Here is a 19,615-nt window from a genome sequence, read left to right as displayed (position 1 = left end):
TTGACCCCCCTTGCTGGGTTTCCCGGTTCCGGAGCGAACCCGCTTCGTGACCCGGCCGACCGACGGCTCCCGCGGATCGCGGGGCCGTCCGGTCTGGTCATCTTCGGTGTCACGGGCGACCTGTCACGCAAGAAGCTGATGCCCGCGGTGTACGACCTCGCCAACCGGGGTCTGCTGCCGCCGGGCTTCTCGCTGGTGGGCTTCGCCCGCCGCGACTGGGAGCACGAGGACTTCGCCGAGGTCGTGCACGACGCGGTGAAGGAGCACTCGCGCACGCCGTTCCGTGAGGAGGTCTGGCAGCAGCTCATCCAGGGGATGCGTTTCGTCCAGGGCACCTTCGACGACGACGACGCCTTCGAGCGGCTGCGCGCCACCATCGAGGAGCTGGACAAGGCGCAGGGCACGGGCGGCAACTTCGCCTTCTACCTGTCGGTGCCGCCGCGCTCCTTCCCGGTGGTCATCCAGCAGCTGAAGAAGCACGGGCTGGCCGACCAGTCGGGCGGTTCCTGGCGGCGCGCGGTCATCGAGAAGCCGTTCGGCCACGACCTGGAGTCGGCCGAGGAGCTGAACAAGGTCGTGCACGAGGTGTTCTCGTCGGACCAGGTGTTCCGGATCGACCACTACCTCGGCAAGGAGACGGTCCAGAACATCCTGGCGCTGCGGTTCGCCAACACGATGTTCGAGCCGATCTGGAACCGGTCGTTCGTGGACCACGTGCAGATCACCATGGCCGAGGACATCGGCATCGGCGGTCGCGCCGGCTACTACGACGGCATCGGCGCCGCCCGTGACGTCATCCAGAACCATCTGCTCCAGCTCATGGCCCTCACGGCCATGGAGGAGCCCGCCTCCTTCGGCGCGGACGCACTGGCCGCGGAGAAGGAGAAGGTGCTCGGCGCGGTACGGCTGCCCAGGGATCTGGGCCGCAGCACCGTGCGCGGGCAGTACGCGGGCGGCTGGCAGGGCGGCGAGAAGGTCATCGGCTACCTCGAAGAGGAGGGCATCGACCCGCAGTCGAAGACCGACACGTATGCGGCGATCAAGCTGGAGATCGACAACCGCCGCTGGGCGGGCGTTCCCTTCTATCTGCGCACCGGCAAGCGCCTCGGCCGCCGCGTGACGGAGATCGCCGTGGTCTTCCAGCGGGCCCCGCACTCCCCCTTCGACACCACGGCGACGGAGGAGCTGGGCCAGAACGCGATCGTCATCCGCGTCCAGCCCGACGAGGGCGTGACGGTCCGCTTCGGCTCGAAGGTGCCGGGCACCTCGATGGAGATCCGGGACGTCTCCATGGACTTCGCCTACGGCGAGTCGTTCACGGAGTCCAGCCCGGAGGCGTACGAGCGTCTGATCCTCGACGTGCTGCTCGGCGACGCCAACCTCTTCCCGCGCACGGAGGAGGTCGAGCTGTCCTGGAAGATCCTCGACCCGATCGAGGAGTACTGGGACAAGCACGGCAGGCCCGCGCAGTACAAGTCGGGCACCTGGGGACCCGCCGAGGCGGACGAGATGCTCGCACGAGACGGACGGAGCTGGCGCCGGCCATGAAGATAGACCTGACCGACACCACCGCCGGCGACATCAACAAGGCGCTCGTGCGGGGCCGTCGCGCCATCGGCACGCCCGCCGTCGGCATGGTCCTCACCCTCGTCATCGTCACCGACGAGGAGAACGCCTACGACGCCCTGAAGGCCGCCAACGAGGCGTCGCGCGAGCACCCTTCGCGCACGTTGGTGGTCATCAAGCGGGTCTCCCGCTCCCCGCGCGACCGCACGTCCTCGCGGCTGGACGCCGAGGTGCGGGTGGGCGCGGACGCGGGCACCGGCGAGACGGTGGTCCTGCGGCTGTACGGCGAGGTCGTCGATCACGCCGACTCGGTGGTGCTGCCGCTGCTGCTGCCGGACGCGCCCGTCGTCGTGTGGTGGCCGGTGAACGCCCCGCTGGACCCGGCGAAGGACCCGCTGGGCGCGCTCGCCCAGCGCCGGGTCACCGACACCTACGCCGCCGAGCAGCCGGTGCGGGAGCTGTCCGCCCGCGCCGCGGCCTACACGCCCGGCGACACCGACCTGTCCTGGACCCGGATCACGCCATGGCGTTCGATGCTCGCGGCGGCCCTGGACCAGGTGGTCTGTGAGGTGCAGGCCGTCGAGGTGGAGGGCGAGGAGTTCAATCCGAGCTGTGAGCTGCTGGCGATGTGGCTCGCGGACCGGCTGGACGTGCCGGTGAAGCGCTCGCTGTCCTCAGGCCCGGGCCTGACGGCCGTCCGCATGGCCACCGACTGCGGTCCGATCGTGCTGGACCGGGCGGACGGCTCGCTGGCCACGCTGTCCATCGAGGGCCAGCCGGCCCGCGCGGTGGCGCTGAAGCGGCGGGAGACCGCCGAGCTGATCGCGGAGGAACTGCGCCGGCTCGACCCGGACGACACCTATGCGTCGGCACTGCGCTACGGCGTGGAGCGGCTGAACACGGTGCCGGAACAGTCCGTCCAGTCCGCTCAGTCCGTTCAGGACCCGGTGGCCGAGCCCGAGCCCGAAGCGGAAGCGCCCGAGGCGCCGGCCAAGAAGGCCGCCGCGAAGACCGCGAAGAAGGCACCGGCGAGGAAGGCAACGGCAAAGTGAGCACTCCGCAGCTGGTCGTCCACCGCGACAAGGAACTGATGGCGCAGGCCGCCGCGGCCCGCCTGATCACGAAGATCGTGGACGCGCAGGCCTCCCGGGGCACCGCGTCCGTGGTCCTCACGGGCGGGCGCAACGGCAACGGCCTGCTGGCCGCGCTGGCGGCGGCGCCGGCCCGGGACGCCATCGACTGGGCGCGCCTGGACCTGTGGTGGGGAGATGAGCGCTACCTCCCCGAGGGCGACCCCGAGCGCAATGTCACGCAGGCCCGTGAGGCGCTGCTGGACTCCGTCCCGCTGGACCCGGAGCGCTTGCACGCCATGCCCGCCTCCGACGGCCCGTACGGCACGGACGTCGACGCGGCGGCCACGGCGTACGCGATGGAGCTGGCGAAGGCGGCCGGGCCGGAGAACCACGGCTCGGTGCCCACCTTCGACGTGCTCATGCTGGGCGTCGGTCCGGACACCCATGTGGCCTCGCTCTTCCCGGAGCTGCCGGCCGTACGGGAGACCGAGCGCACGGTGGTCGGCGTGCACGGCGCGCCCAAGCCGCCGCCGACCCGGATCAGCCTGACCCTTCCGGCGATCCGGTCGGCCCGCGAGGTGTGGCTGCTCGCGGCCGGCGAGGACAAGGCGGAGGCCGCGGCCATCGCCCTGTCGGGCGCCGGTGAGATCCAGGCACCGGCGGCGGGGGCGTACGGCCGTGCCCGCACCCTGTGGCTGCTGGACGCGGCTGCGGCTTCGCAGCTGCCCCGGTCGCTGTATCCGCCTGCGTCGCCGTGAGGCGCACCAAGGAGTAGCGGACGGCGGGAACTTCGGTTCCCGCCGTCACTCATTTCACGGACCCCGCCATCACGCCCTGCACGAAGTGCCGCTGGAACGCGAAGAACACCACCACCGGCACGATCAAGGACAGGAACGCGCCTGGTGCCAGGACGTCGATGTTGCTGCCGAACTGGCGGATCTGCGACTGGAGTTCCACGGTCAGGGGCTGGGAGGAGCTGTCGGCGAAGAGCAGGGCGACCAGCATGTCGTTCCAGACCCAGAGGAACTGGAAGATCGCGAGCGAGGCGATCGCGGGCCGGCCCACCGGCAGCACCAGGCGTGTGAATATGCGCCACTCGCTGCCACCGTCCATCCGCGCGGCCTCCAGCATCTCCTTGGGCATCTCCGCGAAGTAGTTGCGCAGCAGGAACACCGCGAACGGCAGCCCGTACGCCACGTGGAACAGGACGACACCGGGGATCGTGCCGAACAGGCCCAGGGCGCCGAAGAGTTTGGCCACCGGCAGCAGGCCGATCTGGACCGGCACCACCAGCAGGGCCACCACCAGCAGGAAGAGCGGCTCCCGCAGCGGGAAGTCCAGCCAGGCGAAGGCGTATCCGGCGAGGGCGGCGATGACCACGACGAGGGTCGTGGCCGGTACCGAGATCAGGACCGTGTTCCAGAAGGCCTGTGTCATCCCGGAGTTCTTCAGCAGCGCCGAGTAGTTGTCGAAGGACAGCTGGCCGGGGCTCGTCAGGGCCGTCCACCAGCCGCCCTTCGCGGTGTCCTGCGCCGAGCGCATGGAGGACAGGAACAGTCCCGCGAGCGGGGTCAGCCAGACCAGGCCGATGACCACGAGGACGGCCTGGACGAGACCGTTGCCCAGGGAGCGCCGTAGGGCGTTCATCGCTGACTCCTCATCGTTGACTGCTGCGGAAACGGCGGACGTTGAAGACCATCGCGGGGATCACCAGGAGCAGGAGCAGCACGCCGAGGGCGCTGCCGAGGCCCTGGTTGTTGCCGCCGCCGAAGGACACGAGCCACATCTGGGTGGCGAGGACGGTGGCGTCCTCCTGCACGGGTCCGGGCGCGATGATGTAGACGAGGTCGAAGACCTTCATCACGTTGATGACGAGGGTCACGAAGACCACGGTGAGCACGGGTGCGAGCAGCGGGACCGTGATCCGGCGGAAGATCTGCCACTCGTTCGCGCCGTCCATCCGGGCCGCTTCCAGCGCGTCCCTGGGCAGCGTGGACAGGCCCGCGCCGATCAGGACCATCGCGAAGCCGGTCCAGATCCACAGGTAGGCGCCGATGATCGCCGGGGTGACGAGGGTCGGGCCGAGCCAGGAGACGCCCTGGTAGGGCGGCGCGAAGTTGGACTCGGGGAGTGTGACCGTGTACGAGCCCGCGTGCAGCCCGGAGAAGCGGAAGGAGCCGTCGGCCGCCGTCGTCGTGCTCGCGACCGTGGCGCCGTCCCGCACCGCCTCGACCTTCATGCCCGGCAGTCCGCTCTCCTTGGGGTCGACCTTGCCCTGTCTGCCGCCCCCGCCTGGGGTGAAGTCCAGGTAGACGACACCGCGCAGCTCGCCGGGTCCGGCCTTGCGGGAGGCCGCCGCGGCAGCGGGCTCGGCTCCCTTGGGCAGGTCCTTGGGCAGGACGCCGACCATCGGGAGCGTCACCGAGTGGCCGCCGGCGGCGGTCGTACTCCAGGAGCCGTCCTTGTCCTGGGTCAGCAGACCCTGACGGCCCCGGGCCGTCGGATACGACGACGTGCCCTTGAAGGCGTCGTGGACGGAGACCACGGCCGCATTGAGCACGCCCTTGTTCGGGTCCTCGTCGTAGGCGAGCCGGAAGATGATGCCGGCGGCGAGGAAGGACACCGCCATGGGCATGAAGAGCAGCAGCTTGAACGCCGTCGCCCAGCGGACCTTCTCCACCAGGACGGCCAGGATCAGACCGAGGCCGGTGAGCAGGGCCGGGGCCACGACCACCCAGATGGTGGTGTTGCGGATGGCCTTCAGGGTCGCCGGGTCGCGGAACATCTCGGCGTAGTTGTCGCCGCCCACGAACCGGGTGCCGGAGGCGTCGAAGAAGCTGCGGCCGACGGAGAACAGCACCGGGTAGACGACGAGCGCGCCGAGCAGGAGCAGGGCGGGGAAGACGAAGAGCAGGGCGATCAGCCGGGCGCGCCGCCGGCCGCGGCGCACGGGCGCCGGGCCGGCGGCGGTCGGCTGGGCCGCCTGCTGTTTCTCGACAGTGGTGGCGGTCATGGTGCTGCCGCTCAGTCCTGGTAGGCCTTGGCCGCCGCGGCTTCCAGCTTCGCCGCGGTGCCCTTCGGGTCGGACGGGTCGCGCAGGAAGTCCTGCAGCAGCTTCCACTCGCCGGCCCCCTTGGTGCCGCCGAAGGCCGCGGGTGCCTGGTCGGACATGTCGAAGCGGACCGAGTCCCCGGCGCCGACCAGGGACTTGGCGGTGGCGCGGGTGACGTCGTCGCTGTACGAGGCGAGGTCGAGCTTCTTGTTCGGGGACAGGAAGCCGCCCGCCTTCGCCCACACGGCCGCGGCCTCTGGCGTGGCCAGGTACTCCAGGAGCTTCATACCGGCCTTGGCGTTCTTGCCGTCCTTGAGGACGACGGCCGCGTCACCGCCGCTGACCACCGGTGCCGTGCCGCCGCCGACCGCGGGGAACGGGAAGAAGTTCGCGTCCTTGCCGATCGCCTTGCCGAACTGGTCGTGCGCGACACCGGCCACGAAGTCGCCCTCGAACACCATGCCGGCCTCGGGCTTGGGTCCGAACACCTTCTCCACCGAGCTCGGGAAGTCGGTGTTCAGGGCCTCCTTCTGGCCTCCGGCGATGAGCTGCTTGTCCTTGAACAGCTTGCCGAGCGTGGTGAGCGCCTTGGCGACGGACGGGTCGGTCCACTTCAGCTTGTGCGCGGCGAGGGCGTCGTACTTCTGGGGTCCGGCCTGGGAGAGGTAGATGTTCTCGAACCAGTCGGTGAGGGTCCAGCCGTCCTGGCCGGCCACCGAGAAGGCGGCGAGGCCGGAGTCGGAGACGGTGTGCCCGGCCTTGAGCAGCTCGTCGTACGTCTTCGGCGGCTTGACCCCGGCCTGGGTGAGGGCGTCGGGGCTGTACCAGACGGTCGACTTGTGGGCGGCCTTGAAGTACAGGCCGTACAGGGTGCCGTCGACGCTGCCGTACTTCTTCCACACGGGTGCGTAGTCGGCGGTGACCGTCTGCCGGGTGGCCGGCGACAGCGGCTTGAGCCAGCCCTTCTTCGCGAACTGGTCGAGGACGCCGACCTGCGGGACCATCACGACGTCGGGCGCGTTGCCGCCCTCGATCTTGCTGCCGACGACGGTGGAGACGTTGTCGCCGGTGGAGATGAACTGAGTCTTGGCGCCGGTCTTCGCGGTGAAGGCGTCCAGCACCTTCTGGAAGTTCTTCTGTTCGCTGCCGGTCCAGACGCCGGCCACGGTGACGGTCTGGCCGCTGAGCGCCTTGTCGCCGCCGCCGGCCGAGACCGGTCCGCCGCCGCAGGCGGTGGCACCGAGGGCCAGGGTGACGGCCGTGCAGCCGGTGAGCAGGGTGGTACGTCGTCGCATCATCGTTGATGTCCCTTCGGGGATGGGAGGTGACGGATCGGGGTCAGAGGTCGCTCAGCCACCAGGCGGCCGTGGCGCCGGGCAGTACGCCGGCCGGGCAGGGGCCGCTGGAGAGCAGGGGGGTGCCTGAGACGGGTGCGGGCGTGGGGGCCGTACCGAAGTTGACGGCGCAGACCAGGCCGTCGCCGCGGGTGAAGGCGAGGACGCCGGGCGGGGAGTCCAGCCAGCGCAGCGTGCCCTCGCCCAACTGGGGCAGGGAGTGCCGCAGCTGGAGTCCGTCGCGGTACAGGTGCCAGAAGGAGCGGGTGTCGGCGAGGGCCCGGTCGGTGGCGTACTCGGCGAAGTACTCCGGTTGCGGCAGCCAGGGCTTGGCGGACTCGGCGCCGGAGGTGAAGCCGAACGGGGAGGCCTGCCCGGACCAGGGCAGCGGGACCCGGCAGCCGTCGCGTATGCGGGCGCGGCTGCCGGTGCGGCGGAAGATGGGGTCGGTGAGGACGTCGTCGGGCAGGTCGACGACCTCGGGCAGGCCCAGCTCCTCGCCCTGGTAGATGTACGCGGCTCCGGGCAGCGCCAGCATCAGCAGTGCGGCGGCGCGGGCGCGGGCGGCGCCGAGGCCGCTGCTCTCGGTGGCGGGTTCGCCGTAGCGGGTGACGGTGCGGACCTGGTCGTGGTTGTTGAGGACCCAGGTGACCGTGGAGCCGGTGCCGGCGATGTCCTGCATGGCCTCGCAGATGACCTTGCGGAAGGCGTCGGCGTCCCAGGGGGCGCCGAGCAGGTCGAAGAAGAAGGCCTGGTGGAGTTCGTCGGGGCGGACGTACAGGGCGTGTTCGCGGGCGGTGGGGACGGAGACCTCGCCGACGAGGAGGCGCTCGCGGCCGTCGCGGGCGGTGTACTCCTCGCAGGTCGCGCGCCACTGCCGCCACACCTCGTGCACCTCGGGCTGGTTCCAGGCGAGCGGGTTGACCGAGTCGCGGGTGCGGGCGTCGGCCTCCGGGTCGTCGGAGTCGGGCAGTTCGGGGTGCTTGTACAGGCCGGCGGCGACGTCGATGCGGAAGCCGTCGACACCCCGGTCCAGCCAGAAGCGCAGGACGCGGTCGAACTCGGCGGCGACCTCGGGGTTGCGCCAGTTCCAGTCGGGCTGCTCGGGCGTGAACATGTGCAGGTACCACTGGCCGTCGCCGACTCTGGTCCAGGCGGGGCCGCCGAACATGGCGTGCCAGTTGTTGGGCGGCTCGCTGCCGTCCGGGCCGCGGCCGTCGGCGAAGTGGAAGCGGGCGCGGGCCCGGGTGCCGGGTGCGCTGTCCAGTGCCTCGCGGAACCACGGGTGCTCGCTGGAGCAGTGGTTGGGGACGATATCGAGCAGCACCTTGATGCCGAGCCGCCGGGCCGCCGCCATCAGCAGGTCGAACTCGGCGAGGTCGCCGAAGAGCGGGTCGACGTCGCAGTAGTCGGCCACGTCGTAGCCGTGGTCGTGCTGCGGCGAGGGGTAGAAGGGGCTCAGCCAGATGCCGTCGACACCGAGCTTCTTCAGATACGGCAACCCCGCGCGGACCCCGGCCAGATCGCCGATGCCGTCGCCGGTGCTGTCCAGGAAGCTGCGGACGTACACCTGGTAGATGACGGCGTCGCGCCACCAGTGGTGCTTACTCAACATGCATGCATGTTAGGTAGGCGTATCGCGAAGGTGTCAATGAAAAGAACGTTGGTTACTGCCAAGTCGGAGCGGCAAATCCGGACTTATCTATACACTCGGACGGCAGATGAGACGTTGGCGTTACTTAACAAGTAACTAGCGGCCGGAGACGGCCGCCAGCTCCCGCGCCAGTCGGCGCACCGCCGCCGCAGGCGTCTCGTGCCCCGTCAGGGCGTCCTGCACGACCGCCTGGACCACCAGGCTGACCTGGTCGTAGCGCGCGCTCTTGGGGCGCGGGGCGGCGGTCAGCACGGCGGTGCGCAGGGTCGGCAGATAGGGGAACCGCCGGACCAGTGCGGGGTCCTGGTAGAGCGCGGCCCGCACGGGTGGCAGCGCACCCCGGCTGAGCACCTGGCGCTGAACGGGCGCACTGGTGAGGTAGGCGATCAGACGCGCGGCCGAATCGGGGTGCGGCGTATGGGAGTTGACGGCGAGGTTCGAGCCGCCGAGCACACTCGTCCCCGGCCCGTCGGGGCCGGGGATCGGTACGGCGCCGATCTTCCCGGCGACCTTGGAGCCCTTGGCCGAGGCGACGGCGTACGCATAGGGCCAGTTCCGCAGGAAGAGCAGCCTGCCGTCCTGGAAGGCCTGTTTGGACTCCTCTTCCTTGTACGTCAGCGCCGCCCTCGGTATCCAGCCCTCGCGGATGCCGCGGGCGAGGAAGCCGATGCCCTCGCGCGCGGCGGCCGAGTCGACGGTGACCCGGGTGCCCTCGTCGCCGAGGATCGTGCCGCCCGCCGAGTAGACGGCCTCGGCCGCGTTCACGGTGAGCCCCTCATAGGGCAGGAACTGGCCCGCGTAGCCGCCGAGTCCGTACTTCGGCGCAATCGTCTTGGCGTCGTGCTCCAGCTCGGCCCAGGTGCGCGGCGGGGGCACACCCTCCTTGGCGAGCACGTCCTTGCGATACAGGAGGAGTCCGGCATTCGTGACGTATGGGACCGCGTACAGTCGTCCGTCATAGGTGGCCGTGTCCACGACCGGGGGCAGGAAGCTCTTCAGCGGGAAGCGGTCGCGCGGCAGTGGGCGGATCCAGCCGGCCGCCGCGAACTCCGAGGTCCAGTTGACGTCGATGTTCAGGACGTCGAAGCGGCCCCGGTCGCCGCCGCGCAGGTCGGTGGTCATCTGCGCATGGGTCTCGTCGGCGGAGTCCGGCAGCTCGACCAGGGTGACCCTCTCGCCGGGATGGGTGCGGTTCCAGCCCTGGAGCAGCGGGCCGAGATAGCCGGTGAGGTCGCCGGCGGTGGCCAGGGTGAGCGGGCCGCGGCCCTCGCCCGCGACCTCGTCGGCCTGTGCGCCGGAGGCGACGTACCCGGCCATGATCACGGCGAGAACGAGGAGGCCCCTACCGGCGGCGTGGATCCACCGCATAGGTTCCTCCCTGAACGCGTACACACGGCTCCGGGCACCCTCGCCCGGGAGTCAGAGGCCATGTATACCTGTTAGGTATGGGCGATACTAGGGCCTGGAGCACATTGTGAGCAGACAGGAGGACAGCACGAGTGCGCCTGCCCCTCCTGGCACTCCTCGCCCGTGGCCCGGCTCACGGCTACGAGCTGAAGCAGGACCTTGAGCAACTGCTGGGCTCCGCGTACCCTCAGCCGAACGTCGGCCAGATCTACGTCACCCTCGGCCGCCTGGAGAAGACGGGACTGATCGAGGGCGAGGACGTCGAGCAGTCCAGCCGGCCCAACAAGAAGGTCTACCACCTCACCGACGCCGGGCGCGAGGCGCTGCACGCCTGGTTCGAGGAGACCGAGGACGAGCCGCGGGTGCGGGACGAGTTCTTCATGAAACTCGCCCTCGCCCCGCAGACCGGTCTCGCCGACCAGATAGCCCTCATCAACAAGCAGCGGCGCCAGTACCTCACCACCATGCGCAACCTGTCGAAACTGGCCGCGGCCGAGAGCCGGGACAACCGAATCGCCCACCTGCTCATCGAGGGCGCGATGCTGCATCTGCAGGCCGACCTCGACTGGCTGGAGCGGTGCCAGGAGGAACTGGAATGAGCGAGCACGCTGCTGCGGTGCTGCGCGCCGAGGGCCTGGTGAAGACCCACCACGGCGAGGGCGCGCCCGCACATGCCGTACGCGGGGTCGATCTGTCCGTGGCCCGCGGCGAGTTCGTCGCGATCACCGGCCCGTCCGGCGCCGGGAAGTCCACGCTGCTGCATCTGCTCGGCGGGCTGCAGCGGCCCGACGAGGGCAGCATCTGGCTCGACGGCCGGTGCACGGACTCCTTCAGCGAGGCCCGCTGGGCGGTCGAGCGCCGCAAGGCGATCGGGATCGTGTTCCAGTTCTTCAACCTGGTGTCGAACCTGTCGGTGGCCGACAACGTCGAGCTGCCCGCGCTGCTGGCCGGCGTCCCGCCGAAGAAGGCGCGCGCCGAACGCGAGGAGCTGCTGGCCGAGCTGGGGCTCGCGGGCAAGGAGCGCAGCATGCCGGGCGAGCTGTCCGGCGGCGAACAGCAGCGGGTCGCGCTCGCCCGGGCCCTGGTCAACCATCCGCCACTGCTGCTGGCCGACGAGCCCGCCGGAAGCCTGGACAGCAAGGGCACACGGGAGGTGATGCGGCTTTTGTCCCGCTTCCACGGGCGCGGGCAGAGCATCGTGCTGGTCACCCATGACGCCCGGCTGGCGAGCGCCGCCGACCGCGTCATCAGCTTCTTCGACGGCCGCATAGCCGACGACGCGCGCCTGGACGGCGCACCCCCGTCCCGGAAGTCGGGGATCTCGGGCGTGCTGGAGCTGAGGGACTGATGGTGGTACGCGGTCCGGACAGCGCCCCGAAGGGGAGCGGGACTGTGTCCGATGTGCGGCTGCCGCCGGACGAGCCCGACCAGCCACCACGGCGCCGCACACGACCGACGGCCCATCGCGGGACGTTCAGCGGCGCAGCCGGCCGGCGCTGGGCGCACTCCGATCTGCGCACGCATCGAGGCGAGGCGCTCTTCCTCGTGCTGGCCACCGCCGGAATCGTCGCCTCGCTGCTGCTGGCCACCGCCCTGTTCGGCTACGCGACCAACCCCTGGCAGCGGATCTTCGCACAGGCCCGCGGGGCACACGTATGGATCCACACGGTCGCCTCCGCGGACACCGGCAGGCTCGCCCGACTGGACGGCGTCGAGTCCGTCGCCGGCCCCTACCGCACCGAGTCCGTCACCGTCGCCGTACGCGGCAGCCGCGCCTCCGTGGAGCTGCGCGGCGTCTTCCAGCGGCCCTCCGTCGGCCGGCCGCTGCTCACCGCCGGGCACTGGCTGGATCCGGCCGAACCGGACGGCGTGGTCCTGCAGAGCAGCCTGGCACGGGCCCTGCTGGCCGAACCGGGTGACACCCTCACCCTGCCGGGTACCGCCCGCACCCTGACCGTCGAGGGCATCGCGGACAGCGCCGAGCCGCACTACAACCCGGGCGAGCAGCCGGGGCTGGTCTGGGCGCTGCCGTCCGCCGTGCGCGCCCCCGGCGGCCAGGTGATCGGGCTGCGCCTGGCCGACCCGGGCGACACGGACTACGCGGTGCAGCGCGCCGTCACGGTGCTGGGCGCGGGCGCGGTCGGCGAGGTGTCCACCTGGCAGCAGGCGCGCGCCGCGGCCCAGGGCGACAACCGGCTGCTCGGCCAGGTGCTCGGCCTGTTCGGCCTGGGCGCACTGGTCGCCGCGGGACTGGCCGTGCACGGGGCGATCGCCACCCGCATCCGGGGGCACCTGCGGGACCTCTCGGTGCTGAAGGCGATCGGTTTCACACCCGGCCAGGTCGTCCGGGTCTTCCTGCTGCAGCACCTGGCGTACGCGCTGCTCGGCTCGGTGGCCGCCGCGGCACTCACCGAGGCCCTGGGCAGCCGGATCCCCGGCCGGCTCGGCGACGCCGTGGGCGTGTGGCAGGGACTGCCGGGGCACACCGTGGCGCTGTTCGTGGTGCCCGTCGGCGCGGTGCTGTTCATCGGCCTGACCACGGGGCTCGCGGCCTGGCGGGCCGGGCGGGTGCCGCCGGTTCCGGTGCCGCGCCCGGTCGCGCCGGCCGGCGGCGGGCTGACCGGGCCGGCCCGGCGCGCGCTCGGACTGGGGCTGCCGGCCGCGCTGGTCCTCGGCTGCCACAAGGCGTGCGCGGGACGCGGCCGGTCGCTGGCCACCGTGGCCCGGCTGACGCTGCCGCTGCTGCTGATCGTGGTGGCGCTCGGCGCCTGGACCACGATCGACCGCTTCCACGGCAGCCCGGAGCGCGTGGGCATGCCGACGGCCCTCACGGTCCGCTCCGACGGCGCCCTGGACGCGTCCGCCGTACGGTCCCTGCTCACCGCCGATCACCGGGTCACCGGCGCCTATCCCGGGGTCGAGGTCGCCGCGCTGGTCCCCGGCCAGACCGGCACCATCGCGCTGCGCGGCGTCGGCACCCGTGCCGCGCCCTACCCCTACGCCCTCGCCGAGGGCCGAACCGCACGGGGACAGGATGAGGCGGTGGCCGGCCAGGGCCTGCTGGACCTGCTGCACGCGCGGGTCGGTGACTGGGTGCGCATGACGGTGGGAGACCGGCCGCAGATCCTGCACATCGTGGGCCGCAGCATCGAAACGCAGAACGCCGGCCGGGTCGTCACCACCTCCCTGGACACGCTCCGCGAGAACGACCCGGGCCTGTCCCCCGCCTTCTACGAGCTGCGGCTGCGCCCCGGCGCCGACCCGCAGCGCGTGGCCACCGCGCTGTCCGCGGCCGGCCTGGGCCACCTGGACGTGCACCCCGTGGACAACCCCGCCGACGGGCTGTCCCCGCTGCGCGCCGTCGTCGCCGGGCTGATCGCCGTACTGGCTCTGATCGGGCTGGTCGAGCTGCTCACCGCCATCGGCGGCAGTGTCCGCGAGAGCGAGCGGGATGTGCTGGCGCTGAAGGCGATCGGCATGTCCCCGCGGCAGATCACGGCGATCACCGTCACGGCGACGAGCTGTACGGCCCTGGCCGCGGCGCTCGCCGCCACGGCGCTGGGACTGCCGCTGGCCCGCCGGCTGATCGACGCCCAGGGCAGCTCCAGCGGTATCGGTGCCGGTATCGCCCAGTCCCCCTCGCCGGCGCTGCTGCTCGCCGTGGGCGCGGCAGCCGTGCTCGGGGCGGCGGCGCTCGCCGCACTGCCCGCGGCCCGCGCGGCACGCGGACGGCTCGCGGACACGCTGAGCGCGGTGGCCTGACGGAGGTCGGAGGGCAGGGAATCAGGCAGTCGGCTTCTGCCACTGCTCGGGGTGGGCCCGGACCTTCGCGAGCAGACCGGAGAAGACGTCACCGTCGAACAGCACGCCGTTGTACTCGGCGGGGACGCGTACGTCGTTGATGTCGGCGGTGGGGGTGCCGGGGCCCTTGGGGTCCTGCGCTCCGCCCGCCTTCTCGTACGCCCTCTCCGACCGGGTCACGAACGAGCGGTACTTCATGGTCTTCACGGCCGAGTCGAAGTCCGGCCCGCGCAGTCCGGGGACCCGCCCGGCCAGCTTCAGCAGATACGCGTCGGTGAAGCCGTCGACGCTCTCGGCGGGCTGGTGGGCGTAGAGCACGTCGTGGTATTCGGCGAACCTGCCCTTGTCCAGCGCGGCCCGCAGGGCGTTGACCGCCTTTTCGGAGCCGGCGCCGGTGAGCCGGTCGTCCAGGAAGGAGGCGAGGGTGTACTGGGTCTTCGTCTCCCGCCGGACGGTCGCCGCGCGCAGCTGCGGGGCGCCGCCGGTGGTCTCGAACTCCTTGCACACGGGGCACCGCGGGTCCTCGTACAGGTGCACGGCCACCGGGGCGGCCGGGTCCCCGACCGTGATGGTCGTCCCGTCCTTCCCCAGCCGCTCGGGCACCTCCGACAGCCCGGAGTAGTGCGGCCGGGCCGGGCTCGTGGCCGTGCCCTTGGCCTTTCCGTCGGCCGTGGGCCCGCCGTCCTTGGACTCCGCCGGCTGGTGTCCGCTGCCGCAGCCGACCGCCGACACCCCGATGACGGCCGCCGCGACCGCCGCGGCGAACCCTCTGTGCACCATGCGCCTTCCTCCCCTGAAGATCACTCGAACCTTAGGGGATGCGCAAAGAGACCGCACGAAAGGGTCGCCGCGACGGCCCGGCCGGCCGGCACGGGGCCGATCAGCACGAGCCGGTCATCATGAGCCGATCCGCATGAGCCGATCAGCTCCGGCCGCGCAGCTCGCGGTACTTGGCGACCAATGCCTTGGTCGAGGCGTCGAGGCCCGGCACCTCGGCTCCCTCCGTGAGGGCCGGCTCGACCCGCTTGGCGAGGACCTTGCCCAGCTCCACGCCCCACTGGTCGAAAGAGTCGATGTTCCACACCGCGCCCTGCACGAACACCTTGTGCTCGTAGAGCGCGATCAGCTGGCCGAGGACGGACGGGGTGAGCTCCTTCGCCAGGATGGTCGTCGTCGGCCGGTTGCCCTGGAAGGTCTTGTGCGGGACCAGTTCCTCCGGGACGCCCTCCGCGCGGACCTCCTCGGCACTCTTGCCGAAGGCGAGCGCCTGGGTCTGGGCGAAGAAGTTGGCCATCAACAGGTCGTGCTGGGCCTTCAGTTCACCGCTCAGCTCGGCCACCGGCTCGGCGAAGCCGATGAAGTCCGCCGGGATCAGCTTGGTGCCCTGGTGGATCAACTGGTAGTAGGCGTGCTGCCCGTTGGTGCCCGGGGTGCCCCACACGACCGGCCCGGTCTGCCAGTCGACCTGCTTGCCGTCCCGCGCCACGTACTTGCCGTTGGACTCCATGTCCAGCTGCTGGAGGTAGGCGGTGAACTTCGACAGGTAGTGGCTGTACGGCAGCACCGCGTGCGACTGGGCGTCGTGGAAGTTGCCGTACCAGATGCCCAGCAGCCCCAGCAGCAGCGGCGCGTTGGCCTCGGCGGGCGCGGTGCGGAAGTGGTCGTCCATCAGCCGGAACCCGTCCAGCATCTCCCGGAACCGGTCGGGCCCGATGGCGATCATCAGGGAGAGGCCGATCGCCGAGTCGTACGAGTACCGGCCGCCGACCCAGTCCCAGAACTCGAACATGTTGTCCGGGTCGATGCCGAACTCGGCGACCTTCTCGGCGTTCGTGGACAGGGCGACGAAGTGCTTGGCCACCGCGCTGTCGTCACCGAGCGCGTCCAGCAGCCAGGTACGGGCGGAGGTGGCGTTGGTGATCGTCTCGATGGTGGTGAAGGTCTTGGAGGCGATGATGAACAGCGTCTCGGCCGCATCCAGGTCACGGGTGGCCTCGTGCAGGTCTGCGCCGTCCACGTTCGAGACGAAGCGGACCGTCAGCTCGCGGTCGGTGAAGCTGCGCAGCACCTCGTACGCCATCGCGGGGCCGAGGTCGGAGCCGCCGATGCCGACGTTGATCACGTTCTTGATGCGCTTGCCGGTGTGGCCGGTCCAGCTGCCGGAGCGGACGCGGTCGGCGAAGTCGCTCATCTTGTCGAGCACGGCGTGCACGGCCGGCACCACGTTCTGCCCGTCGACCTCGATCACCGCGTCGCGCGGGGCGCGCAGCGCGGTGTGCAGTACCGCGCGGTTCTCGGTGACGTTGATCTTCTCACCGCGGAACATGGCGTCCCGGAGGCCGAACACGTCCGTGGCGGCGGCCAGCTCACGCAGCAGCCGCAGCGTCTCGTCGGTGACGAGGTGCTTCGAGTAGTCGAGGTACAGATCACCGGCCTGGAGCGTGTACCCCGCGCCGCGCCCGGGATCGGCGGCGAACAGCTCCCGCAGATGGGTGTCGGCCAGCTCCTCCCGGTGCTTGGCGAGAGCGGTCCATTCGGGCGTCTGGTTGAGCCTGGTACGACCGTCTGCGTTCATTTCCGACTTCCGCCTTCTTTCGTGCCTGTCCCAGCTGTTCCAACCTAATTGATCACCGCGCGGCGCGAGCCGTCGTGACGCCGTCGTCGGGCGCAACAACAGGTACGTCCGGCTTGCCGGCCGGTATCAGCGCGGTGACGGACAGGACGAAGAAGAAAGCCGTGAGCAGGGCCGGGGTGTTCCGCCCCCAGACCGTGGCCACGGCGCCGCCGAGCAGGGCACCCAGCGGGGCCCCGGCGACGGCGAGCGTACGGAAGGCGGAGCCGACCCGGCCGAGCATGTCGGCGGGGGCTCGCTGCTGCATCAGCGTCGTCGTGTTGACGTTCCACAGCATGCCCATGCAGCCGAAGACGGCGAGCGCGGCCACCGTGGCGGCCAGGCTGCGCACGGTGCCCATCACGACGAGCGCGGCGGTCTGCACGGTGCCGGCGAGCAGGACGGTCCGCAGGGCGCCGAACGCCGCCGTGGTCCACCGGTTCAGCACGCCGCCGGTCAGACCGCCCACGGTGTACGCGGTGGCCGCCGCCGCGTACCCGGTCGTGCCCGCGTCCAGCCAGCCGGTCACGAGCACCACCAGAGTGGCGATCAGTGCGCCCATGCCGACGTTGCACAGGGCCGTGGCGGCACAGAGCCCGCGCAGCGCCCGGTCGCGCCCCAGGGTGCGCAGCCCTTCGGCGATCTCCCGGCGCAGGGTGCTGCCCGCCTGTCTCCGCGCGCGCTCGGATGCGTGTGTCCGCAGGGAGGCGACCAGCGCGGCGGCCACGAGGAACGTGATGGCGTCGGCCGCGAAGGGGACGGCCGCCCCGACGGCGATCAGCACCGGCACGACCGGCGCGCCCAGCAGACCACCGGCGATCCTCTGTCCCGTCATCAGCCGGGCGTTGGCACTGCCGAGCGACCGCCGGTCCACCAGGGCCGGCAACAGGGCCGTGGAGGCGTTGTCGAACAGCGTCTGGAGCGTGGTCAGGGTGAAGGCCAGGGCGATGAGCAGCGCGATCGAGGCGTGGCCCGAGGCGACGGCCACCGCGAAGGAACCCATGAGCAGACCGCGTACGGCGTCCACGGTCCACATCGCGCGCCGCTGGTCCACCCGGTCGGCGACGGCTCCGCCGAGCAGCCCGAAGACGATCCAGGGCAGGTAGCCACAGGCGGTCACGGAGGCGATGAGCAGGGGCCGGTCGGTCAGCGAGGCGGCGAGCAGCGGCAGCGCGGCCGTACGCAGCGCGTCGCCGAAGCTGGACAGCACGGCGGCGCTCCACAGCCGCCCGAATCCTCCGCGCCACGCGGGCGCATGCCTCTCCCCGGTCCCGACCGACGTCACAACTCCCCCTCGCGGTTTCGCCTTCACGAAAAACCGTAGAGGGTGCCACTGACAACGGGCCGGCCGCGAGCGGGCGAAGACGGCTCCGGCCAGGCACCTCAAGGCGCCCGGCCGGTGTCAAGTGCTAGATCTCGCCCCGCAGTTTGGCGAGCGCCTCGGCGAGGATCGCCTCGCCGTCCGCGTCGCTGCGCCGCTCCCGTACGTACGCGAGGTGCGTCTTGTACGGCTCGGTGCGCGGCGGGTCCGGTGGGTTGTCCCGGTCCTGGCCGGCCGGGAAGCCGCAGCGCGGGCAGTCCCAGGTGTCGGGAACCTGCGCGTCGCTGGCGAAGCTCGGCTGCGTCTCGTGCCCGTTGGAGCACCAGAAGGAGATGCGCAGACGCGGCGCGGACTCGCCGCGCTCGGCCTCGCCCATCGGCCCCGCCCCGACCCGGCTTCCCCGGATCGCGTTGCCACTTGCCACGGTCGTAACTCCCTGCGTGATGGTGCCGCGAAGCGAGTCGGCGTTCCGCTTCGCCGCGAGCGCCTCAGTCTACGTAAGGCCCAACGCGCGTCCAGTGATTGGAGTTACAAGGTCCCCGCTCATAGACGCAAGCCCCATGATAGGCCGCGCTCAGGAGCGCGTACCGAACATGGGGCCTTACGTACCGAATATGCGTGATGTGGGTGCTGCGCGGCTGTCAGCTCTCCGTCTTCAGCCTGTCGTCTTCAGCTGTTCGTCTTCATCAGGATGCCGAGGACAATGATGGACGCGAACCACAGCAGACCGATCACGATGGTGATCCGGTCGAGGTTGCGCTCGGCGACCGAGGAGCCGCCGACGGAGGACTGCATGCCGCCACCGAACATGTCGGAGAGGCCGCCGCCCTTCCCCTTGTGCATCAGCACCAGCAGCATCAGCAGCAGGCTGAAGACGATCAGGGCGATCGAGAACCCCAAAACCACGGCTGGACCAACTTCCTCGGATTCGGATGGACGACGGGGGCACAGCATTTCGGCCGTGCCCCCGCAAGGGTACGACGTATCGCCGCTACCGCCTACTCACAGCTCGTGTCACTGATCGCGGAAGCGCACGATCTTGACGAACTCGTCGGCGTCCAGCGAGGCACCGCCGACCAGGGCGCCGTCGATGTCGGCCTGGGCCATGATCTCGGCGACGTTGCCCGACTTCACGGAGCCGCCGTACTGGATGCGGACCTTGTCGGCCACGTCCTGGGAGTACAGCTCGGCGATCTTGGCGCGGATGGCGGCGCAGACCTCCTGGGCGTCCTCGGCGCCGCAGACCTTGCCGGTGCCGATGGCCCAGACGGGCTCGTAGGCGATCACGACGGTCTCGGCCTGCTCGGCCGGGAGGTCCTTCAGGCCGCCTTCGACCTGGGCGAGCGTGTGGGTGACATGGTTGCCCGCCTCGCGGACGTCCAGCTCCTCGCCGACGCACAGGATGGGGGTGAGGCCGTGCTTGTAGGCGGCCTTCACCTTGGCGTTGACCAGCTCGTCGGTCTCGTTGTGGTACTGGCGGCGCTCGGAGTGGCCGATGACCACGAACGTGCACTTGAGCTTGGCCAGCATCGGGCCGGAGATCTCACCGGTGTAGGCACCGGAGTCGTGCTGCGAGATGTCCTGGGCGCCGTACTTGATCTTGAGCTTGTCGCCGTCGACCAGCGTCTGCACGGAGCGCAGGTCGGTGAAGGGCGGCAGGACGGCGACCTCGACGGCCTCGTAGTCCTTGTCGGCCAGGGCGAAGGCGAGCTTCTGGACGTGTGCGATGGCCTCGAGGTGGTTGAGGTTCATCTTCCAGTTGCCCGCCATGATCGGCGTGCGAGTCGTCATGCGAG

General features: G+C 70.9%; 17 protein-coding genes. 6 read left to right on the top strand and 11 right to left on the bottom strand.

The features are described 5' to 3' along the window. From zwf to pgl, 3 genes are read left to right on the top strand one after another with little or no spacing between them, the layout of a single operon-like run. Positions 1-1,548, top strand: coding sequence for a glucose-6-phosphate dehydrogenase (gene zwf / locus ACIGXP_RS20825; RefSeq protein ID WP_363217112.1), 1,548 nt, complete (start codon positions 1-3; stop codon positions 1,546-1,548). After that, positions 1,545-2,618: a glucose-6-phosphate dehydrogenase assembly protein OpcA gene (gene opcA / locus ACIGXP_RS20820; RefSeq protein WP_399770232.1), complete on the top strand. Its 1,074-nt coding sequence runs from the start codon at positions 1,545-1,547 to the stop codon at positions 2,616-2,618. Before zwf ends, opcA begins: the two co-directional genes overlap by 4 nt. Next, positions 2,615-3,397, top strand: coding sequence for a 6-phosphogluconolactonase (gene pgl / locus ACIGXP_RS20815; RefSeq protein WP_399770229.1), 783 nt, complete (start codon positions 2,615-2,617; stop codon positions 3,395-3,397). The genes opcA and pgl overlap by 4 nt, the downstream gene beginning before the upstream one ends. A 49-nt stretch (positions 3,398-3,446) precedes the next feature. Here pgl and ACIGXP_RS20810 read toward each other — a convergent pair whose 3' ends face one another. The 5 genes from ACIGXP_RS20810 to ACIGXP_RS20790 form a co-directional block, all read right to left on the bottom strand. After that, positions 3,447-4,286 carry a carbohydrate ABC transporter permease gene (locus tag ACIGXP_RS20810; RefSeq protein WP_363217115.1) on the bottom strand — a complete coding sequence of 280 codons (840 nt, stop codon included), beginning with the start codon at positions 4,284-4,286 and terminating at the stop codon, positions 3,447-3,449. 10 nt (positions 4,287-4,296) lie between these two features. After that, positions 4,297-5,652 carry a carbohydrate ABC transporter permease gene (locus ACIGXP_RS20805; RefSeq protein ID WP_399770226.1) on the bottom strand — a complete coding sequence of 452 codons (1,356 nt, stop codon included), beginning with the start codon at positions 5,650-5,652 and terminating at the stop codon, positions 4,297-4,299. 11 nt (positions 5,653-5,663) lie between these two features. Further along, entirely contained in the window at positions 5,664-6,989 is a 1,326-nt protein-coding gene (locus ACIGXP_RS20800) for an ABC transporter substrate-binding protein (protein WP_363217117.1), read from the bottom strand. Between the two features lie 40 nt (positions 6,990-7,029). Further along, positions 7,030-8,640 carry a glycoside hydrolase family 13 protein gene (locus ACIGXP_RS20795; protein ID WP_363217118.1) on the bottom strand — a complete coding sequence of 537 codons (1,611 nt, stop codon included), beginning with the start codon at positions 8,638-8,640 and terminating at the stop codon, positions 7,030-7,032. 135 nt (positions 8,641-8,775) lie between these two features. Next, positions 8,776-10,047 carry an ABC transporter substrate-binding protein gene (locus tag ACIGXP_RS20790; RefSeq protein WP_399770223.1) on the bottom strand — a complete coding sequence of 424 codons (1,272 nt, stop codon included), beginning with the start codon at positions 10,045-10,047 and terminating at the stop codon, positions 8,776-8,778. 131 nt (positions 10,048-10,178) lie between these two features. Here ACIGXP_RS20790 and ACIGXP_RS20785 point away from each other — a divergent pair, with 131 nt between their 5' ends. From ACIGXP_RS20785 to ACIGXP_RS20775, 3 genes are all read left to right on the top strand, one after another. Beyond that, the gene (locus ACIGXP_RS20785; protein ID WP_363220493.1) at positions 10,179-10,685 is read left to right on the top strand and encodes a PadR family transcriptional regulator; all 507 of its coding nucleotides are present in this window, start codon (positions 10,179-10,181) and stop codon (positions 10,683-10,685) included. Then, positions 10,682-11,434, top strand: coding sequence for an ABC transporter ATP-binding protein (locus ACIGXP_RS20780; protein ID WP_363220494.1), 753 nt, complete (start codon positions 10,682-10,684; stop codon positions 11,432-11,434). Before ACIGXP_RS20785 ends, ACIGXP_RS20780 begins: the two co-directional genes overlap by 4 nt. A gap of 164 nt (positions 11,435-11,598) precedes the next feature. Continuing rightward, entirely contained in the window at positions 11,599-13,848 is a 2,250-nt protein-coding gene (locus ACIGXP_RS20775; protein WP_399770523.1) for an FtsX-like permease family protein, read from the top strand. A 21-nt stretch (positions 13,849-13,869) separates the two neighbouring features. Here the strand turns inward: ACIGXP_RS20775 and ACIGXP_RS20770 are convergent, their stop codons facing one another. The 6 genes from ACIGXP_RS20770 to tpiA form a co-directional block, all read right to left on the bottom strand. Next, positions 13,870-14,667: a DsbA family protein gene (locus ACIGXP_RS20770; protein ID WP_399770219.1), complete on the bottom strand. Its 798-nt coding sequence runs from the start codon at positions 14,665-14,667 to the stop codon at positions 13,870-13,872. Positions 14,668-14,809: 142 nt separating this feature from the next. Beyond that, positions 14,810-16,462, bottom strand: a complete 1,653-nt coding sequence (gene pgi, locus ACIGXP_RS20765) for a glucose-6-phosphate isomerase (protein WP_399770216.1) — start codon at positions 16,460-16,462, stop codon at positions 14,810-14,812. A 52-nt stretch (positions 16,463-16,514) separates the two neighbouring features. Beyond that, positions 16,515-17,783, bottom strand: a complete 1,269-nt coding sequence (locus ACIGXP_RS20760) for an MFS transporter (protein ID WP_399770213.1) — start codon at positions 17,781-17,783, stop codon at positions 16,515-16,517. Between the two features lie 124 nt (positions 17,784-17,907). Continuing rightward, entirely contained in the window at positions 17,908-18,243 is a 336-nt protein-coding gene (locus tag ACIGXP_RS20755) for an RNA polymerase-binding protein RbpA (RefSeq protein WP_003957010.1), read from the bottom strand. Positions 18,244-18,488: 245 nt separating this feature from the next. After that, positions 18,489-18,719 carry a preprotein translocase subunit SecG gene (gene secG, locus ACIGXP_RS20750; RefSeq protein WP_202515434.1) on the bottom strand — a complete coding sequence of 77 codons (231 nt, stop codon included), beginning with the start codon at positions 18,717-18,719 and terminating at the stop codon, positions 18,489-18,491. 114 nt (positions 18,720-18,833) lie between these two features. Next, on the bottom strand, positions 18,834-19,610 hold the full coding sequence (gene tpiA, locus ACIGXP_RS20745; protein WP_363213681.1) for a triose-phosphate isomerase: 777 nt from the start codon (positions 19,608-19,610) through the stop codon (positions 18,834-18,836). Between the last annotated feature and the right edge of the window lie 5 nt (positions 19,611-19,615).

The sequence above is a fragment of the Streptomyces sp. NPDC053069 genome (assembly GCF_044546895.1).
Taxonomy (GTDB): Bacteria; Actinomycetota; Actinomycetes; order Streptomycetales; family Streptomycetaceae; genus Streptomyces.
The sequence above is the reverse complement of the archived record's forward strand: the minus strand, read 5'-3'. Positions and strand labels throughout refer to the sequence as shown.